At 72.7% G+C, this 19191-nt stretch carries 13 protein-coding genes; 8 read left to right on the top strand and 5 right to left on the bottom strand.

The window, feature by feature from the left end; genetic code table 11:
• The first annotated feature begins 182 nt into the window (after nucleotides 1–182).
• From AB0C99_RS06785 to serA, 5 genes are all read left to right on the top strand, one after another.
• Entirely contained in the window at nucleotides 183–2930 is a 2748-nt protein-coding gene (locus AB0C99_RS06785; protein WP_362470771.1) for an EAL domain-containing protein, read from the top strand.
• A gap of 216 nt (nucleotides 2931–3146) precedes the next feature.
• Nucleotides 3147–5000: an acetolactate synthase large subunit gene (locus tag AB0C99_RS06780; protein WP_362470353.1), complete on the top strand. Its 1854-nt coding sequence runs from the start codon at nucleotides 3147–3149 to the stop codon at nucleotides 4998–5000.
• 38 nt (nucleotides 5001–5038) lie between these two features.
• Nucleotides 5039–5566, top strand: a complete 528-nt coding sequence (gene ilvN / locus AB0C99_RS06775) for an acetolactate synthase small subunit (RefSeq protein ID WP_362470351.1) — start codon at nucleotides 5039–5041, stop codon at nucleotides 5564–5566.
• Between the two features lie 128 nt (nucleotides 5567–5694).
• Entirely contained in the window at nucleotides 5695–6696 is a 1002-nt protein-coding gene (ilvC, locus tag AB0C99_RS06770; protein ID WP_362470349.1) for a ketol-acid reductoisomerase, read from the top strand.
• Between the two features lie 236 nt (nucleotides 6697–6932).
• The gene (serA, locus tag AB0C99_RS06765; protein ID WP_362470347.1) at nucleotides 6933–8522 is read left to right on the top strand and encodes a phosphoglycerate dehydrogenase; all 1590 of its coding nucleotides are present in this window, start codon (nucleotides 6933–6935) and stop codon (nucleotides 8520–8522) included.
• 78 nt (nucleotides 8523–8600) lie between these two features.
• Here serA and AB0C99_RS06760 read toward each other — a convergent pair whose 3' ends face one another.
• Together AB0C99_RS06760 and AB0C99_RS06755 are read right to left on the bottom strand one after the other, a co-directional pair.
• Nucleotides 8601–9458 carry a hypothetical protein gene (locus AB0C99_RS06760; RefSeq protein WP_362470344.1) on the bottom strand — a complete coding sequence of 286 codons (858 nt, stop codon included), beginning with the start codon at nucleotides 9456–9458 and terminating at the stop codon, nucleotides 8601–8603.
• The gene (locus AB0C99_RS06755; protein WP_362470341.1) at nucleotides 9455–9805 is read right to left on the bottom strand and encodes a hypothetical protein; all 351 of its coding nucleotides are present in this window, start codon (nucleotides 9803–9805) and stop codon (nucleotides 9455–9457) included. The genes AB0C99_RS06760 and AB0C99_RS06755 overlap by 4 nt, the downstream gene beginning before the upstream one ends.
• Before the next feature lie 96 nt (nucleotides 9806–9901).
• On the opposite strand from AB0C99_RS06755, the gene AB0C99_RS06750 reads away from it, so the two are divergent.
• Complete coding sequence (locus AB0C99_RS06750) at nucleotides 9902–12919, top strand: CHAT domain-containing protein (RefSeq protein WP_362470338.1); 3018 nt, start codon at nucleotides 9902–9904, stop codon at nucleotides 12917–12919.
• 18 nt (nucleotides 12920–12937) lie between these two features.
• Here the strand turns inward: AB0C99_RS06750 and AB0C99_RS06745 are convergent, their stop codons facing one another.
• Nucleotides 12938–14128 (bottom strand): helix-turn-helix domain-containing protein, encoded by a 1191-nt coding sequence (locus AB0C99_RS06745; protein WP_362470336.1) that lies wholly within the window; start codon nucleotides 14126–14128, stop codon nucleotides 12938–12940.
• Nucleotides 14129–14322: 194 nt separating this feature from the next.
• Here AB0C99_RS06745 and AB0C99_RS06740 point away from each other — a divergent pair, with 194 nt between their 5' ends.
• On the top strand, nucleotides 14323–15264 hold the full coding sequence (locus AB0C99_RS06740; protein WP_362470333.1) for a proline dehydrogenase family protein: 942 nt from the start codon (nucleotides 14323–14325) through the stop codon (nucleotides 15262–15264).
• A gap of 35 nt (nucleotides 15265–15299) precedes the next feature.
• Nucleotides 15300–16940, top strand: a complete 1641-nt coding sequence (gene pruA, locus AB0C99_RS06735) for an L-glutamate gamma-semialdehyde dehydrogenase (protein ID WP_362470330.1) — start codon at nucleotides 15300–15302, stop codon at nucleotides 16938–16940.
• A gap of 99 nt (nucleotides 16941–17039) precedes the next feature.
• Here the strand turns inward: pruA and AB0C99_RS06730 are convergent, their stop codons facing one another.
• Together AB0C99_RS06730 and tgmB are read right to left on the bottom strand one after the other, a co-directional pair.
• Nucleotides 17040–18227 (bottom strand): methyltransferase domain-containing protein, encoded by a 1188-nt coding sequence (locus AB0C99_RS06730; RefSeq protein ID WP_362470327.1) that lies wholly within the window; start codon nucleotides 18225–18227, stop codon nucleotides 17040–17042.
• Entirely contained in the window at nucleotides 18224–19189 is a 966-nt protein-coding gene (tgmB, locus tag AB0C99_RS06725) for an ATP-grasp ribosomal peptide maturase (protein WP_362470324.1), read from the bottom strand. Before tgmB ends, AB0C99_RS06730 begins: the two co-directional genes overlap by 4 nt.
• Between the last annotated feature and the right edge of the window lie 2 nt (nucleotides 19190–19191).

Raw genomic sequence — 19191 nt, 5'->3', positions numbered from 1 at the left:
CCCCCTGCGGGCCAGACGCCCACGGGCACCCCGGCGAGGACCCGGAGGCCCCGGTGAGCGCCCCCGGAGCGCTCGTCCGGCAGCGGCCCTCCGGTGACCGCGCGGCGGCCCGCCCCGGCCTCGGCGCGCCCGGCCCCGGCTCCGGCCGCCAGGGACCCGGCGCCGGGGGAGTCCTCACCCAGATCGGCCTCGGCCTGGTCTGCGGGGGATACGCCACCGGCGCCGCCCTCGGCTGGGGCTCCGAGGAGCTCGCCCTGGTCATGGGCGACTTCGGGCTGAGCGCCGCGGCGCTCGCCGCCGCCGTCTCCTGCTTCCTCTACGCCCGCCGCCACCGCGGCAGCTTCCGCCCGGCCTGGCTGCTCTTCGCCTTCTCCTCCTTCATGGCCTCCGCGGGCAACGCCGTCTGGGGCTGGTACGAGGTCGTGCTCGCCATCGAGGTGCCCAGCCCCTCGCTGGCCGACCTCTGCTTCTTACTCTTCGCCCCGCCCGCCATCGTCGGCCTGCTGGTCCTCGCCAAGAAACCCGTGACCCGGGCCGGCTGGGTCTGCCTCGCACTCGACGCCTGGCTCATCGGGGGCTCCCTGCTCACCCTCTCCTGGAGCCTCGCCCTCGCGCACACCGCGCGGGTCGAGGTCGCCGAGGGCGAGAGCGTCGCCCGCTCCGCGCTCTCCCTGGCCTATCCGCTGCTGGACATCGTCCTCGTCAGCATGGTCCTCGCCCTCCACTTCCGCCGCTCCGCCCTCAACCGCTCCGCGGTCAACACGGCCATCGCCGCCCTCGCCCTCACCGTCCTGTGCGACGCCCTCTTCACCTCGCCGCTGCTGCGCGAGCACTACAGCTCCGGCCAGCTCCTCGACGCCGGCTGGTTCGGCGGCTCCCTGCTCCTCGCCTACGCCCCCTGGGGCGCCCGGCGCGCCGCGGACCAGGCCGCCACCCGCGCCCGGCACCCGCACAGCCGCCCCCTCGCCGGCTCGCTCGCCGCCCTCACGCCGTACCTCGCGGCGGCCGTCTGCACGCTGAGCATCCTGTACAACGTCGTCGAGGGACGCCGGGTGGACCGCGTGGTCGTCCTCACCGGCTGCACGGTCGTGCTCGCCCTGGTGCTGCGCCAGGGCATCATGCTGCTCGACAACATCGCCCTCACCCACGAACTGGCCCAGAAGGAGAACCACTTCAGGTCCCTCGTGCAGGGCTCCAGCGACGTCATCATGATCGCCGCGCCCACCGGGATACTCCGCTACGTGAGCCCCGCCGCCGCCGGGGTCTACGGGCGCGAGGCCGAGGAGCTGATCGGCTCCGAGCTGGCCTCGATCATCCACCCCGAGGACCTCGGCGCCGTCGTCCACGAGGTGCGCCGCTTCCTGGCCGCGCCCCCCTGCGAGGAGCCCACCACCCGGATCGAGTGCCGCTTCCGGTCCGGCCGGGGCGAGTGGCTCAACGTCGAGTCCACCGTCAACCGGCACCAGGGCGGCCTGATCTTCAACAGCCGGGACGTCACCGAGCGCGTCCGCCTCCAGGCCCAGCTCCGGCACAACGCCGAGCACGACCCGCTCACCGACCTGCCCAACCGGGCGCTCTTCACCGAGCGGGTCCGCGGCGCCCTCAGCGGCCGGCGCTCCTCCGACCCCGGCACCGCCGTGCTCTTCATCGACCTCGACGGCTTCAAGGGCGTCAACGACCGCCTCGGCCACCAGGCGGGCGACGAGCTGCTCGTGCAGGCCGCCCGCCGGCTCCAGGACTCCGTCCGGGCCGGGGACACCGCCGCGCGGCTCGGCGGCGACGAGTTCGCCGCTCTCATCCTCGGCGACGGCAACCGGGACCGGGCCGCCCGCGAGTGCCAGGTGTTCGAGATCGCCGACCGGCTGCGGGTCACGCTCTCCCAGCCATACCGCGTGGACGCGGCCAACGAGGTCCGGGTCGCCGCCTCCATCGGCGTCGCCTTCGCCGAGCCCGGCATCGGCGCCGGCGACCTGCTGCGCAACGCCGACCTCGCCATGTACCGGGCCAAGGCCGCCGGAAAGGACCGCGTCGAGCTCTACGCCCCCCAGATGCAGGCCGAGATCGTCCGCCGCACCGAGCTCGCCGCCCGGCTGCGCACCGCCCTGCACGACGGCGAGTTCGCCCTGCTGCACCAGCCCGTCGTGGACCTGAGCACCGGCCGGATCACCGCCGTCGCCGCCCAGGCCCGCTGGCGCTCCGCCCAGGGCATCCTCTTCACCCCCGCCGAGTTCCTCCGGGTCTCCGACGACGGCGAGCGCACCGCCGAGCTCGGCCGCTGGCTCCTCGAAGAGGCCGTCGAGCAGGCCGCCGAGCGGGCCGGAATCGGCCACCGCACCCCCGTCACCATCCGGCTCTCCGCCCGCCGGCTGCTCGACCGCTCGCTCCCGCTCGGCTCGATCGAGGCCCTGCTGACCCGGCACGGGCTGCCCTCCGGCTCCCTCGTCATCGAGCTGGCCGAGAGCGACCCCCGGGACCCCCGGGTCGGTTTCGACGAGCTGGAGCAGCGCCTGGCCGCCCTGCGCCGCCTCGGGGTGCGGATCGCCCTGGACGGCTTCGGCAGCGGACACGCCGCCATCAACGCCCTGCGCCGGCTCCCGGTCGACATACTGAAACTGGACCGGGGCCTCGTCGAGGGTGTCGTGGAATCGGCCAGGCTGCGCAAGATCACCAGCGGGCTGCTCCGGATCGCGGGCGACCTCGGGATGCAGTCGGTGGCCGACGGAGTGGACGTGCCGGAGCAGGTGCTGGCCCTGCGCTCCATGGGCTGCACCCACGGCCAGGGCATGGCCTTCGCCGGTCCGCTGGACGAGTACCGGCTCCGCCGCGCGCTGGTCAGGGACGAGTATCCGCTGCCCGGAGCGGTCCCGGTGACCGCCGGAAACGGTCCCTCGTTGCGCTCAAATGCTGAGACGCCCGTCCCACCCACTTGACAGTAACCGCGCGTCGGGTGGAGGGTCAGTGCCATGCGCACCCGAATTCTCGTACTTGGAAAGCGCGTCGGCTGAGGCAGGGCCAGTGAAGGCCCGCCTGTAACGCTCCGACGCGCTCCCCTCGCTTGCCTCCCCGGCACGAGGGGTTTTTTGTTGCACCGGATCACCCCGAAGACGTATCAAAACCTCGCAAAAACCCTCTGCTTCGAGAAGAGAATGCTGATGACCGAGCAGGCCACCGGGCACCATCCGCAGCCGCGGCCCCGTAACGGCGCGCAGCCCGCCCCCACCGTCGAGCACGTGACGGGTGCGCAGTCCCTCATCCGCTCTCTCGAAGAGGTGGGCGCGGACACCATCTTCGGTCTCCCCGGTGGCTGCATCCTCCCGGCGTACGACCCGCTGATGGACTCGAAGAAGGTCCGCCACATCCTGGTCCGCCACGAGCAGGGCGCGGGCCACGCGGCCACCGGCTACGCCCAGGCGACCGGCAAGGTCGGCGTCTGCATGGTCACCAGCGGCCCCGGCGCGACCAACCTGGTCACCCCGATCGCCGACGCCCACATGGACTCCGTCCCGATGGTCGCGATCACCGGCCAGGTCGCCTCCAAGGCGATCGGCACGGACGCCTTCCAGGAGGCGGACATCTGCGGCATCACCATGCCGATCACCAAGCACAACTTCCTGGTCACCAAGGCCGAGGACATCCCGCGGACGATCGCCGAGGCGTTCCACATCGCCTCCACCGGCCGTCCGGGCCCGGTCCTGGTCGACATCGCCAAGGACGCCCTCCAGGCGAAGACCACCTTCAGCTGGCCGCCGCAGACCGACCTGCCCGGCTACCGCCCGGTGACCAAGCCGCACGCCAAGCAGATCCGCGAGGCCGCCAAGCTGATCACCGGCGCCAAGCGCCCGGTCCTGTACGTCGGCGGCGGCGTCCTGAAGGCCGGCGCCACCGCCGAGCTGAAGGTCCTCGCCGAGCTGACCGGCGCCCCGGTCACCACCACCCTGATGGCGCTGGGCGCGTTCCCCGACAGCCACCCGCTGCACGTCGGGATGCCGGGCATGCACGGTTCGGTCACCGCCGTCACCGCGCTCCAGAAGGCCGACCTGATCGTCGCCCTCGGCGCCCGCTTCGACGACCGCGTCACCGGCAAGCTGGACAGCTTCGCCCCGTACGCCAAGATCGTCCACGCGGACATCGACCCGGCCGAGATCGGCAAGAACCGCACCGCCGACGTGCCGATCGTCGGTGACGCCCGCGAGGTCATCGCCGACCTGGTCCAGGCCGTCCAGGCCGAGCACAGCGACGGCCACCAGGGCGACTACGCCGCCTGGTGGAGCGACCTCAACCGCTGGCGCGAGACCTACCCGCTCGGCTACGACCTGCCGGAGGACGGCAGCCTCTCGCCGCAGCAGGTCATCCAGCGCATCGGCCAGCTCACCCCGCCCGACACCATCTACGCGGCCGGCGTCGGCCAGCACCAGATGTGGGCCGCCCACTTCATCGACTACGAGCGCCCGGCCACCTGGCTGAACTCCGGCGGCGCCGGGACGATGGGCTACGCGGTCCCGGCCGCGATGGGCGCCAAGGCCGGCCAGCCGGACCGCCCGGTCTGGGCGATCGACGGCGACGGCTGCTTCCAGATGACCAACCAGGAGCTGACCACCTGCGCCCTGAACAACATCCCGATCAAGGTCGCCATCATCAACAACGGCGCCCTCGGCATGGTCCGCCAGTGGCAGACGCTGTTCTACAACCAGCGCTACTCCAACACCGTCCTGCACTCCGGCCCGGACGACGTCAACCCGCAGGCCCGGGGCACCCGCATCCCGGACTTCGTGAAGCTGTCCGAGGCCATGGGCTGTGTCGCGCTGCGCTGTGAGTCCCCGGAGGACCTCGACAAGGTCATCGCCGAGGCCAACGCGATCAACGACCGCCCGGTCGTGATCGACTTCATCGTCCACGAGGACGCCCAGGTCTGGCCGATGGTCGCCGCCGGCACCTCCAACGACGAGGTCATGGCCGCGCGGGGCGTCCGCCCCGACTTCGGCGACGGCGAAGACGACTGACGAGCGAAGCCGAAGAGTCAAGGGAAGTGACCCACACCATGTCCACCAAGCACACGCTCTCGGTCCTGGTCGAGAACACCCCCGGCATCCTCGCCCGGATCGCCGCGCTGTTCTCCCGCCGCGGCTTCAACATCGACTCGCTCGCCGTCGGTGTCACCGAACACCCCGACATCTCCCGCATCACCATCGTGGTCAATGTCGAGGACCTGCCCCTTGAGCAGGTGACCAAGCAGCTCAACAAGCTGGTCAACGTCCTGAAGATCGTCGAACTCGAGCCCAGCGCCGCGATCCAGCGCGAGCTCGTCCTGGTGAAGGTCCGCGCCGACAACGAGACCCGCTCCCAGATCGTCGAGATCGTCCAGCTCTTCCGCGCGAAGACCGTGGACGTCTCGCCCGAGGCGGTCACCATCGAGGCCACCGGATCGGGTGACAAGCTCGAAGCGATGCTCAAGATGCTGGAGCAGTTCGGCATCAAGGAGCTCGTGCAGTCCGGCACCATCGCCATAGGGCGTGGCGCCCGGTCCATCACGGACCGGTCCCTGCGGGCCCTCGACCGCAGCGCGTGACACTCCCGACCGTCAACGGGCACTGACCGCCGGTCCATCCGGCGGTCCGCCTGACGAGACCCGAAAACCTTCCTCCCGCACCCCGCCGTACGGTGGGACGCAACACCAGCACCTCAAGGAGATACCCAGTGGCCGAGCTGTTCTACGACGCCGACGCCGACCTGTCCATCATCCAGGGCCGCAAGGTCGCCGTGATCGGGTACGGCAGCCAGGGCCACGCCCACGCGCTGTCGCTCCGTGACTCGGGTGTCGACGTCCGTGTCGGTCTGCACGAGGGCTCCAAGTCCAAGGCCAAGGCCGAGGAGCAGGGCCTGCGCGTGGTCACCCCGGCCGAGGCCGCGGCCGAGGCCGACGTCATCATGATCCTGATCCCGGACCCGATCCAGGCCCAGGTCTACGAGGAGTCCATCAAGGGCAACCTGAAGGACGGCGACGCGCTGTTCTTCGCTCACGGCTTCAACGTCCGCTTCGGCTTCATCAAGCCCCCGGCCAACGTGGACGTCGCCCTGGTCGCCCCGAAGGGCCCGGGCCACCTGGTCCGCCGTCAGTACGAGGAGGGCCGCGGCGTCCCCGCGATCGCCGCGGTCGAGCAGGACGCGACGGGCAACGCCTTCGCGCTGGCGCTCTCCTACGCCAAGGCCATCGGCGGCACCCGCGCCGGCGTCATCAAGACGACCTTCACCGAGGAGACCGAGACCGACCTCTTCGGCGAGCAGGCCGTCCTCTGCGGTGGCGCCTCCGCGCTCGTCAAGGCGGGCTTCGAGACCCTGGTCGAGGCCGGCTACCAGCCGGAGATCGCCTACTTCGAGTGCCTGCACGAGCTGAAGCTCATCGTCGACCTCATGTACGAGGGCGGCCTGGAGAAGATGCGCTGGTCCGTCTCCGAGACCGCCGAGTGGGGCGACTACATCACCGGCCCGCGGATCATCACCGACGCCACCAAGGCCGAGATGAAGAAGGTCCTCACCGACATCCAGGACGGCACCTTCGCCAAGAACTGGATGGACGAGTACCACGGCGGTCTGAAGAAGTACAACGAGTACAAGACCCAGGACGAGCAGCACCTCCTGGAGACCACCGGCAAGGAGCTGCGGAAGCTCATGAGCTGGGTGAACGACGAGGAGGCGTAAGCCCCTCGGTGCGGGGCCGGACAGGGTGTCCGGCCCCGTGCCACATCGTTGGACACCCCGTCCAACCACGGACGGGTGATCCTTCCAACGAGGCGTACGACGTGCGCCGACGCACCACTACACTGCTCAACAACATACGCGTCAGGCCCACAGCGTCGTGCGCTTTCACGCGGCAAGCCCCCTCCACGCCTGCGGCCGTCGGGACGGCCGTCCGCACTGGATCTGTGAGGACTCACGTGAGCTCGAAACCTGTCGTACTCATCGCTGAAGAGCTGTCGCCCGCCACCGTCGACGCCCTGGGCCCGGACTTCGAGATCCGGCACTGCAACGGCGCGGACCGCGCCGAGCTGCTCCCCGCGATCGCCGACGTCGACGCCATCCTCGTCCGTTCCGCGACCAAGGTCGACGCGGAGGCCATCGCCGCCGCGAAGAAGCTCCGGGTCGTCGCCCGCGCCGGTGTCGGTCTCGACAACGTGGACGTCTCCGCCGCCACCAAGGCCGGCGTGATGGTCGTGAACGCCCCGACCTCCAACATCGTGACGGCCGCCGAGCTCGCCTGCGGCCTCCTGGTCGCCACCGCGCGCAACATCCCGCAGGCCAACACCGCGCTGAAGAACGGCGAGTGGAAGCGCTCGAAGTACACGGGTGTCGAGCTCAGCGAGAAGACCCTCGGCGTCGTCGGCCTCGGCCGCATCGGCGTCCTGGTCGCCCAGCGGATGTCCGCGTTCGGCATGAAGATCGTCGCGTACGACCCCTACGTGCAGCCCGCCCGCGCCGCCCAGATGGGGGTGAAGCTGCTGGCCCTGGACGAGCTCCTGGAGGTCGCCGACTTCATCACCGTCCACCTCCCCAAGACGCCCGAGACCCTCGGTCTCATCGGCGACGAGGCGCTGCACAAGGTCAAGCCCACGGTCCGGATCGTGAACGCCGCGCGCGGCGGGATCGTGGACGAGGCCGCGCTGTACTCGGCGCTGAAGGAGGGCCGGGTCGCCGGCGCGGGCCTCGACGTGTACGCGAAGGAGCCCTGCGTCGACTCGCCGCTCTTCGAGCTCGACGAGGTCGTCTGCACCCCGCACCTGGGCGCCTCCACCGACGAGGCGCAGGAGAAGGCCGGCATCGCGGTGGCCCGTTCGGTGCGCCTCGCGCTCGCCGGCGAGCTGGTCCCCGACGCGGTCAACGTGCAGGGCGGCGTCATCGCCGAGGACGTCAAGCCGGGTCTGCCGCTGGCCGAGAAGCTGGGCCGGATCTTCACCGCGCTGGCCGGCGAGGTCGCGGTCCGCCTCGACGTCGAGGTGTACGGCGAGATCACCCAGCACGACGTGAAGGTGCTCGAACTCTCCGCGCTCAAGGGCGTGTTCGAGGACGTGGTCGACGAGACCGTGTCGTACGTCAACGCCCCGCTGTTCGCGCAGGAGCGCGGCGTCGAGGTGCGCCTCACGACCAGCTCCGAGTCGCCCGACCACCGCAACGTGGTCACCGTCCGCGGCACGCTCTCCGACGGCCAGGAGGTCTCGGTCTCCGGCACCCTCGCGGGCCCCAAGCACCTCCAGAAGATCGTCGCCGTCGGCGACTACGACGTGGACCTGGCGCTCGCCGACCACATGGTCGTGCTCCGCTACGAGGACCGCCCCGGCGTCGTCGGCACGGTCGGCCGGATCCTCGGCGAGGCGGGCCTGAACATCGCGGGCATGCAGGTCTCCCGCACCGAGGAGGGCGGCGAGGCACTCGTCGTGCTCACCGTCGACGACACCGTCCCGGCGAACGTGATCGCCGAGATCGCGGAGGAGATCGGCGCGGCCTCGGCCCGCTCGGTCAACCTGATCTGACGCAGTCCCCCCTCGGGGGGCGCACTTCGTACCCGGCCGCCGTACACCCGTCTTCCACGGGTGTACGGCGGCCGGGGTTCACGCCCCCTTGCGGAAGCGCTCGCTCAGCCGCCGGCCCAGCCGCGGCGGGACCCGCCCGGCCGGCGGTTCCTCGCCCAGGGCCCTGGCCAGCTCCGCGGCGTGCAGGTCCACCGCCGACTCCGCGAGGTCGGCCAGGGTGCCCGCGGCGTCCCGCCCCAGCCGCCGGGCGTACACCAGCAGGGCGACGCCCGCCAGGGCCGCCGGCCACCAGCGGACGCCCAGGCACAGATAGAGCAGGCCCCAGCCTCCCCGGACCGCCGCGCCGGTCAGCGCCTCGCGCGCCGCGATCAGGTCGGCCCGGCAGGGTTCCGGCAGCAGGAGCCACAGCCGGGGCCAGGCGAAGGCGAAGTCCAGCCCGTACTGCCCCCGCACCCGGACGCCCACGCCGCGCAGCCGGTCCCCGATCCAGGTGGGCCGGGCCGGTTCGGTGAGCGCGACGGCGTTGCGGGCCCCGGCGTGGGCGGCGCGCTCGGCCGCCGTGCCGAGCGTGGCGGCGCGGTTCTCGGCGGTCCAGCGGTCGCGGCGCCGCCCGACGAGCCAGCCGACCAGCCATCGCGGGCCCGACAGCAGCCAGACCCGCTCCACCAGGGCGCCGAGCCCCCGCGCCAGCAGCCCGACCGCCGCCCCGGCCAGCAGCAGGGCCACCGCCAGGAGCAGGGCGGACACCGGGCGCCGCTCGTAGCCGGCCGCCAGCCTCTCGGCGGCCCCGGTCAGCAGCCGCCAGTCGAGGGCGTGCCGGTGCCCGAGGACGGACGCCGCGGCGGCGACCGCGGTGAACAGCGCGCCCGGCAGGGCCAGCAGCTGCAGCCAGCGCTCGGCCAGGCCCTTGCCGAGGGCCGACAGCAGGGTGTTCATCCGAAGGTGAGCGGCTCGTCGAACGCCGCGCACTCGGGCAGCGGGGCGCCCGCGCGGCGGACCTCCGAGCGCGAACAGAGCCCGACCGGGCAGAGGTAGCTCCCGGCGGGCGGCGGCGCGGGCTCCTGGCCGGCGAAGGCGGAGTAGCCGCGCGGGCGCGTCGCCAGGTCCATGAGGGCGTTGACCGCCGCCACCGCGGCCGCCGCCGACCGGCTCCCGTCCCGCAGCCCGGCCAGGATCGCGTCCAGCTCCGCCGAGCAGCCCTCCTCCCGCGCATCCGCGCGTACATCCGCGAACTGCTTGCATAGAAAGGCGAGTTCGTGTGCGCCCTCGCTGGATCGAGTCATCCGTTCCTCCCCCTGGCCCGACGTCCAGCGCATAGTCTCATCGGCTATCCGGAAGCGTCAGGCATTCCGTGCGGTCCCCGGGTGGGCGGAGGCGTCGTGAGCATCAGAGAACTGGCCCTGGCACTGGAGCACCGGCTGGCGGTCTTCTACGCCGAGGGCGATCCCGACGTCCTGTGGGAGCCCGAGTCCCAGCGCGAAGCCGACGCCCTGTACCACCGGATCGACTGGTACGCCCCGGAGTCCGGCGTCGCCGACGGCGCCCGGATGTTCAACGCCGCCTATCTGCTGGCGAGTTTCCACTGGCACCGCTGCGAGTACATCCGGGACGAGATCCGGCGGGAGGACGCCGGGCGCGCCACGTTCCTCTACAAGACGGTGTACATGCTGGCCCCGCACCTCGTCCCCGAGGTCGTGACGCGGGTCTACGTGGAGAGCGACGACCCCGTGCTCGGCCTGGTGTCCGAGCAGCCGCTGTCGGCGTTCACGCAGAGCGGCGTCAACCTGCTCAAGAGGGCGGAGGCGACGGGGGACACGGAGCTCCTCGACGACGCCGCCGAGCTGTGCCTGCTCGCGGCCCGCGCGAGCCCCCGGGACGACGTGGTCAAGGCGGAGGCCCTCATCACGCTCGGGAACGTCCTCACCCGGCGTTACGAGTTCACGGCCGAGGAGGACGACCTGGAACGCGCCTTCCTCATGACCCGCGCGGCGGAGGAGATGGTCCCGGACGACGGCCCGTGCCGTCTGAAGTACTGCTCGGGTCTCGGGCACATCCTGATCCGGGAGTTCCAGCGCACGGGGGACCTCGACATCCTCGGCGAGGCGATCCGGGCGCTGCGGGAGGGGGTGGCCGCGGGCGCGGAGGACGACCCGCTGCGCGCCGCCGTCCTGACCAACCTCACCACCGCCCTGACCGCGCAGTACCAGGCCGTCGGCCGCCTCGACTCGGCCAATGAGGCGCTCCGGGTGCAGTTCGAGGCCGCCGCGAGCACCCCTCGGGACCATCCCGACCTGCCGAGCCGGCTGGTGAACCTGGCCGGCCTGATCCTGGGCCACCCCGGGGAGGTCGCGGCCCGCGCCGACCGGTACGAACTGGCGATCGGCATGCTCGACGACGCGCTCTCCCTGCTGCCGGAGGGCCACCCCGACCGGCCGGGCTGCCTGCACACCCTGACCCAGGCGTACGAGGCCCGGTACGAGCTGACGGAGGACCCCGGCGACCTGGCCGCCGCTGCGGAGGCGGGCGTCGGCGCGGTCGAGTCCAGCGCGGTCGGCCACTACCGCCGGCCGATGATGCTGCGCGGCTTCGCCCACTCGCTGAAGGCCGTCGTCGACCACTTCCCCGGCTCCCGCAAGCTGCTCGACACGGCCCTCGCCGCGCTCCACGAGGCCGACGCCCTGCTGCCGGAGAACCACCCGGACCGCACCGGCCTCCTCACCGAGCTGGGGCTCATGCTGCGGGACCGCCACCGGACCGGCGGGGCCGCCGCCGACCGCAAGGGGGCCGTCAAGGCCCTGCGCCGCGCCGCCGCCGTCCCCACCGCGCCGGCCAAGGAGCGGGCGCGGGCCGCCGCCCTGGCGGGGGACGTCCTCGCCGAGGCCGGGCGCTTCGCCAAAGCCGTCGACTGCTTCGCGCTCGCACTGGAGCAGCTCGAACTCACCGCCTGGCGCGGCCTGGAGCGCGCCGACCGGGAACGCCTGATCGCGACCTTCCCCAGCCTCGCCGCCAACGCCGCGACCTGCGCCATACGGGCCGGGGACCCGGAGCGTGCGGTGGAACTGCTCGAACAAGGGCGCGGCATCCTGCTCGCCCAGGCCCTGGAGACCCGCACCGACCACGGCCGGCTCCGCGCCCGCGCGCCCAAGCTCGTGGACCGCCTCGACGAGGTCCTCGACGAGCTGGAGCGCCTGCCCGACAGCCCGGCCGGGACGGCGGGCTGGGAGCGGCCGGACCATCTCCGGGCCCATGAGCGGCGCGTCGCCCTGGCCGGCCGGCGGGAGCGGCTGCTCCAGGAGATCCGGGCCCTGGACGGCTTCGGGGGCTTCCTGCGCCCGCCCTCGTTCGAGACCCTGCGCGCCGCCGCGGCCGAGGGCCCCGTGGTGCTGCCGGTGGTGAGCACGTACGGCTGCTCCGTCCTCCTCCTCACCACGGACGGGGCGCGGGCGCTCGCGCTGGAGACGGACGCGGAGGACCTGTCGCGGCGGGCCGTGAGCCTCGCGCTGGCCCTGGATCCGGGGTACTCGCCGATCCGGGCGCGGAAGACGGTCAAGGACACCCTCGGCTGGCTGTGGGACGTGGTGGCGGCGCCCGTGCTCGCGGCGCTGGGCCACACCGCGCCGATCGGCCCGGACGGGGACGGGCCCCGCCTGTGGTGGTGCCCCACCGGGATCTTCACCCAGTTCCCCCTGCACGCCGCCGGGCGGCCGTCCGCCGGAGGCGGGGAGGGCGTCGCCGACCGGGTCGTCTCCTCCTACACCCCGACGCTGCGGGCGCTGCTCCACGCCCGGACCCGGCTCCGGCTGCCCGCCGGCCCGGAGGGCCCGGGCCTCGTCGTCTCCCTCCCCGTCACCCCGGACTTCCGGGACCTGCCGGCCGCCGAGGCGGAGGCCGCCGCGCTGTGCCGGCGGCACCCGGAGGCCCGGCTCCTCACCGGACCGGCCGCGACCGCGCCGGCGGTGCTGGCGGAGCTGGCCCGCTGCGCCTGGGCGCACTTCGCCTGCCACGGCACGCAGGACCTCGCCATGCCCTCGCGGGGCGCGCTCGTCCTGCACGACGGTCCGCTGACGCTCCGGGACATCGTGAACCTCCGGCTGCCGCGCGCGCGGTTCGCGTACCTCTCCGCCTGCGAGACCTCGCGGGGCGGGTTCGTCCTCGCGGACGAGGCGATCAGCTTCGCCGCCGCGCTCCAGCTGGCGGGCTTCCGGGACGTCGTCGGCACGTTGTGGTCCATCGACGACGGCCTCGCGCCGGTCGTCGCGGAGGCCGTGTACGGGGAGCTGTCCCGGCCGGAGGCCCCCGGCCCGGCGGTCGCCCTGCACCGGGCGCTGCGCGCGGTGCGGGCGCTCAGGCCGAGGGCCGTGGCGGCCTGGGCGGCGTACGTGCACGTCGGCCCGTGACGGGCGGCGGGCCCGTCGCTACAGCTTCGCCGCCTTCAGCGCCATGTGCAGCAGCAGCCGGTCCTCGCCCGCGTCCAGGTCGAGGCCGGTGAGCTGTTCGACGCGGGAGAGGCGGTAGTAGAGGGTCTGGCGGTGGATGCCGAGGGCCGTCGCCGTGCGGCCCGCCTGGCCCGCGTGGTCGAGGAACACCTCGGCGGTGCGGGCCAGTTCGGTGTGGGCCGGGGCCAGCAGGGTGCGGACCGCCGGGTCGGGGCCGTCCGGCGGGAGCGCGGTCAGCAGGCGGTACGGGCCGATGGCGGACCACTCCGCGAGCGGGCCCAGGCGCGGCTGCGCGGTCGCGGCGCGGGCGGCCGAGCCGGCCTCGCGCCAGGAGACGTCGAGGTCCGCGAGCCCGCGCCGGGGTGTGCCGACCCCCGCGACGGCCGCCGGGCCCGCCGTGCCGCGCAGCCGGGTGGCGGCGGTGACGGCGGGGGAGAGGTTGTCGGCCGAGCGGAGCCGGACCAGCGCGGCGAGCGCGCGGGCCGGGGCGGGGGCGTGAGCGGAGCCGGGGGCGCCGGGGCCGTCGGCCGGGGGCGCCGCCGGGCGCCACGGCACCGTGCACAGGGCCGCCGCGCCCGGGACCGTACGCGGGGAAGGGGAGTCCTCGCCGGGCCAGGGCGCCAGGCAGACCAGGGCGTGCAGGCCGTCCGCGTCCGGGCCGAGGGCGGTGCGCAGGGCGGCCAGCGCCATGTCGTACTGCCAGCCGCGCTCCGCCGACAGGGCGGCCCGCAGCTCGCGCGAGAGGTCGGCGCCGGCCCGCTCCTCGTCGGCGAGGAGCTCGCCGATCCGGGCGGCGACCTCCATGGCGGCGGTGAGCTGCGCGTGCGAGGGGCCGGGGTGGGCGTCGAGCAGCCAGACGTAGCCGAGGACCACTCCCCGATGGCGTACCGGCAGGCAGATCCGGTCCCGGAAGACGCCCGCGTCGGGGGCGGCCGGGATGCGGACCGGGCCGGTCGCCCGGGTGATGCCGAAGCCCTCGAACCAGGCGCGGACGGCGGGGGTGGACTTGCGGGTGAGGATCGACCGGGTGCGGACCGGGTCCATCGCCTCGTCGTCCTCGCTGTCGTGCGCGCCGAAGGCGATCAGCCCGAAATCGCGGTTCTCCAGGGTCGCGGGGGCGCCGAGCAGCGCCGAGATCTCGTCCACAAGGTCCTGGTAGTCGCCTTTCACGGCGCCATTCTCCCACCGCGCGGCCCGACCTTCAGACAGATGTCTGAGAGCGTGTCCACGGATGCGTGACAGCTGTAGATGGCGGACGATCGGAGCGGTCCCTAGGTTTCACGGTGGTTCTTCGTGCTGTTCCCCGTTCCTTACGGAAGGTCGGGTACGGCACCTTTCGTCACCCTGCCCTCTGGAGGTGCCCCGTGCTGGGTCCCGTGATCCTCGCCGCGTCGCGCAGCGACAAGATGCGCCGTTTCGTGTCGGCCGCCCCCGGGACCAAGCAGGTCGTGGCGCGCTTCATCGCCGGCGAGACGGTCAACGACGTCGTCCCGATCGTGCAGGAGCTGGCCGCCCGCGGCCTGGAGGTCACTCTCGACGTGGTCGGTGAGGACATCACCACCGTCGAGCAGTCCCACGCCGCCCGCGACGCCTACCTGGAGCTCATCGGGCGCCTCAAGGAGCTGGGCCTGGGCGCCCGCGCCGAGATGTCCGTGAAGCTGTCGATGTTCGGCCAGTCGCTGGACCCCGAGGGCCCCGGCAGCGGCCACGAGCTCGCGCTGGCGAACGTGCGCCCCGTCGTGGCCGCCGCCGCCGAGATCGGCACCACCGTCACCCTGGACGCCGAGGACCACACCACCCTCGACTCGATGTTCGCCATCCACGAGGAGCTGCGGAAGGACTTCCCGCAGACCGGCTGCGTCATCCAGGCGTACCTCTTCCGCACCGAGGACGACGCCCGCCGCCTCGCCGCCAACGGCTCGCGCGTGCGGATCGTGAAGGGCGCCTACAAGGAGCCCGCCGAGGTCGCCATCCAGGACAAGCCGGAGATCGACAAGGCGTACGTCCGGATCATGAAGATCCTGATGGAGGGCGACGGCTACCCGATGATCGGGTCCCACGACCCGCGCCTGATCGCCGTCGGCCAGGAGCTGGCCCGCCGCGCCGGGCGCAAGCTGGACGAGTACGAGTTCCAGATGCTGTACGGCATCCGCGGCGAGGAGCAGAACCGGCTCGCGGCCGAGGGGCACCGGATGCGCGTCTACACGGCCTACGGCACCGACTGGTACGGCTACTTCATGCGCCGCCTCGCGGAGAAGCCGGCCAACCTGCTCTTCTTCGTCCGCTCCATCCTCACCAAGGGCTGAGCCCCACCACCTCTCAAGAAGGAGTCCCGCGACCCATGGACGCTGTCACCCAGGTCCCCGCTCCGGTCAACGAGCCGGTGCACGGCTACGCCCCCGGTTCCCCCGAGCGCGCCCGTCTGGAGGTCAAGCTCAAGGAGCTGGCCGACAACCCGCGCGAGCTGCCGATGACCATCGGCGGCGTGAAGCGCATGGGCGGCGGCGAGCGCGTCGACGTCGTGCAGCCGCACAACCACAAGGCCGTCATCGGCACCTTCGCCGGCGCCACCCAGCAGGACGCCCAGGACGCGATCGACGCGGCCCTGGCCGCCGCCCCGGCGTGGCGCGCGATGGCCTTCGACGACCGCGCCGCGATCATCCTGCGCGCCGCCGAGCTGCTCGCCGGCCCGTGGCGCGAGACGCTGGCCGCGTCCACCATGCTCGGCCAGTCGAAGACCGCCCAGCAGGCCGAGATCGACACCCCGTGCGAGCTCGTCGACTTCTGGCGCTTCAACGTGGCCTACGCCCGCCAGATCCTGGCCGAGCAGCCGCCGGCGAACTCGCCCGGCGTGTGGAACCGCCTGGACCACCGCCCGCTGGAGGGCTTCGTCTACGCGATCACGCCGTTCAACTTCACGGCCATCGCGGGCAACCTGCCCACCGCCCCCGCCCTCATGGGCAACGTGGTGGTCTGGAAGCCGTCCCCGACCCAGACCCACTCCGCCGTGCTCCTCATGGAGCTCCTGGAGGAGGCCGGCCTGCCGAAGGGCGTCATCAACCTGGTGACCGGCGACGGCATCGCCGTCTCCGAGGTGGCCCTGAACCACCGCGACCTGGCCGGCATCCACTTCACGGGTTCGACCAAGACCTTCCAGCACCTGTGGAAGACCGTCGGCAACAACATCGAGACGTACCGCTCCTACCCGCGGATCGTCGGCGAGACCGGCGGCAAGGACTTCGTCGTCGCCCACCCGAGCGCCGACCGCGCGATCCTGAAGACCGCGCTGACCCGCGGCTCCTTCGAGTTCCAGGGCCAGAAGTGCTCCGCGTCCTCGCGCGCGTACGTCCCGGCCTCCATCTGGAACGACGGGTTCAAGGAGGAGTTCGCGGCCGAGGTCGACGGCATCACCATGGGTGACGTCACCGACCTGTCGAACTTCATCGGCGCCGTCATCGACGACCGCTCCTTCGCCAAGAACAAGGCCGCGATCGACCGCGCGAAGGCCGACGCCTCCTGCACGATCGTCGCGGGCGGCACCTACGACGACTCGGAGGGCTACTTCGTCCGCCCGACCGTCATCGAGTGCTCGGACCCGGAGAACGAGGTCTTCACGACCGAGTACTTCGGCCCGATCCTCGCGGTGTACGTGTACGACGACAGCTCCGACGCGGCGTACGACGAGATGCTGACCCAGATGGAGTCCGTCTCCGACTACGCCCTGACCGGCTCGGTCATCTCGGGCGACCGCGCCGCCGCCGCGTACACGATGGAGAAGCTCCGCTTCGCCGCGGGCAACTTCTACATCAACGACAAGTCGACCGGCGCCGTCGTCGGCCAGCAGCCCTTCGGCGGCGGCCGCGCCTCCGGCACCAACGACAAGGCCGGCGCCCCCCAGAACCTGATGCGCTGGACGCTGACCCGCGCCATCAAGGAGACCCTGGTCCCGCCGACCGAGTACGGCTACCCCCACATGGGCTAACACCCACCCGCCTCCCCCCCCTCGCGGGGGAGGCCCCTGATCACCGCCCCCTTCGCCGGTCCCCCAACCGGCGAAGGGGGCGGTTTCCATGGGGCCGGTCTACGGCCGGGGGAGGCTCCAGCGGGCCCCGGTGGGGGCGTGTGAGGCGTACGCGCGGCCGTCGGCCTCGCGGGTGTACGTGAACGCGTCGTGGGACGGGCGGCCCGCCGCGCACCACCACTGCCACGCGGAGTCGACCCGGGCCCACAGACGGGGGTCGCCGCCGTAGGTGACCGTCCGGGCCGCATCGCCTGCGAGGGGAATCCGGGCCCAGGAGCCTTCGGGGTCCTGGATCTGGAGTGCCGTCGTCCCCGCCTCGTCGAGGTGGTAGACGAGTTCGGCCTCGGGGAGGCTGACCGACAGGAGCAGGCGGAAGGGATAGTGCGCGCGGATGTCGGCGGCGGCGACCGACGACGGAAGCGTCCCCGCCTCCGGTGCGGGCTCGGGGCGGTGCCGCGGAGGGTACCTCTTGGCGTCGGAGCGGGCGGCCATGAAGCGGCCGGCGGTCGTGGTGAACCGGCCGACGGCCCGGCCGCGGTCGTCGACCTTGAGGCGGACGAGCCCGCCCTCGACGCCGAGGGCGATGTCGGTGACGAGGATCGTCCCCGGCCTGCTCTGCTCGATCCACGCGGCGGGGACGCTCGGCACGGAGCACGTGGCGATGATCCGGTCGAAGGTGCCCCCCTCGGGGTGGCCGAGGGTTCCGTCGCCCGCGAGGACGTGCGGCGCGAATCCGGCGGCGGCGAGGTGCCGGCGTGCGGCGGCGACGAGCTCGGGGTCGATCTCGACGGAGTGCACGAGGTCCGCGCCGAGGCGCGCGCTCAGCAGGGCGGCGTTGTAGCCGGTGCCGGTGCCGATTTCGAGGACCCGGTGGCCGTCCGCGATGCGCAGGTCTTCGAGCATTCGGACCATGAGGCTCGGCAGGGTGCTGGACGACACGGGGATGCCGGTCCACGCGCCGTCGTCGAACTGCTCGGCCGTGTCGGGGTCCAGGGCCGTGACGAGCGTCTGGTCGCTGTAGACGGCGGCGAGGTCCTCGTCGGTGGTGGCGCCGTGGTGCTCGCGCCACACGGTGATGCCGCGGTGGTCCTGGTCCTGCCGGAGCCACCTCGGCACGAAGAGGTGCCGGGGCACGTCGCCGAACGCGCGGGTCCACGGGCGGGTGCGGATGGCCCCGGACTTGATCAGCTCCGTCGCGAGCGTGGTCATGTAGGGACGGGCCTCGGTAAGGGATGGAGGCGTGTTCATGCGGGGGCTCCTCGCAGTTCGTCGGCGATGGCCTGCGTGAGGGGCAGGCCGGTGGCGTGCTCGATCCAGTCCCATTGGCCGCACGGATTGGCCTCCAGGAACGTCCAGGTGCCGTCGTGGCCGACGACGAAGTCCAGGGCGGCGAAGCGCAGGCCAAGGGTGCCCATGTAGCGGCGTACGCCCTCGGCGACATAGTCCGGCGGGGTGCACGGGCGGTAGGTGAGCGACGCGTAGTCGCTGCGCCAGTCGGTATGCGCGGCGGCACTGCCGGCGTGCACCTCGGCGGCGAGCAGCCGGTCGCCCACAGCGGTGAGGCGTACCTCGTGGGCCTTGGGCACCCACCCTTGGAAGAGGTGGGCCGTGGTGTCGAGCCCGAGCAGGTCGTCGAGGTCGTTCTCGGTGACCCGGTGGGTGTACACGGTCTGGAGGCGGTCGCCCTCGATGAAGACGGGGGTGGCGACCGGCTTGCAGACCAGTTCGCCGCCGACGTCACCCCAGAACGCGCGGACGGCGTCGGGGCTGGTCGTGATGAGCGTCGGGGGGATGGTCAGGCCGCTGTCCCGCGCGGTGGCGAGCTGGAGGGGCTTGTACTCGGCGCGCGACATCGCGCTCGGGTGGTTCACCCACCGGCAGTCCAGGGCCGTGATGATGCCGCCCAGACCGGCGCGCGCCTGCGCGGCGGCGAACCGGCGCTCGGGTCCGGACATGCCGGCGGGGAAGGCGAAGGGGTTCGGGGCGCGGTAGTAGACGGCGGAGACGTCCGCGAGGTCGACGGAGCGGTGGGCGGTGGTGAGTCCGCCGGACCAGCCTCGCCGGGCATCGATGCGCCCGGCGAGGCTGAGTTCCTGCGGAAACATGGCGGTGTCCATGCGGAACACCTCCGCCCCACCGTCCGTGAGGGCCTTCACGACGCGGTCGGTCGGCCAGTCGTCGTCGGCCGCGATCACGAGAACGGTGGGCATGG

The sequence above is a fragment of the Streptomyces sp. NPDC048659 genome, from assembly GCF_040650575.1.
GTDB lineage: Bacteria > Actinomycetota > Actinomycetes > Streptomycetales > Streptomycetaceae > Streptomyces.
Note: the sequence above shows the minus strand (reverse complement) of the source record. Positions and strands in the feature narration are given on the sequence as shown.

What these genes read in the sequence shown, in the direction of transcription:
- AB0C99_RS06730 (WP_362470327.1), bottom strand. Translation starts at nt 18,227, where the DNA reads ATGAACACGCCTCCATCCCTTACCGAGGCCCGTCCCTACATGACCACG.
- pruA (WP_362470330.1), top strand. Translation starts at nt 15,300, where the DNA reads ATGGACGCTGTCACCCAGGTCCCCGCTCCGGTCAACGAGCCGGTGCAC.
- ilvN (WP_362470351.1), top strand. Translation starts at nt 5,039, where the DNA reads ATGTCCACCAAGCACACGCTCTCGGTCCTGGTCGAGAACACCCCCGGC.
- AB0C99_RS06755 (WP_362470341.1), bottom strand. Translation starts at nt 9,805, where the DNA reads ATGACTCGATCCAGCGAGGGCGCACACGAACTCGCCTTTCTATGCAAG.
- AB0C99_RS06780 (WP_362470353.1), top strand. Translation starts at nt 3,147, where the DNA reads ATGCTGATGACCGAGCAGGCCACCGGGCACCATCCGCAGCCGCGGCCC.
- tgmB (WP_362470324.1), bottom strand. Translation starts at nt 19,189, where the DNA reads ATGCCCACCGTTCTCGTGATCGCGGCCGACGACGACTGGCCGACCGAC.
- AB0C99_RS06760 (WP_362470344.1), bottom strand. Translation starts at nt 9,458, where the DNA reads ATGAACACCCTGCTGTCGGCCCTCGGCAAGGGCCTGGCCGAGCGCTGG.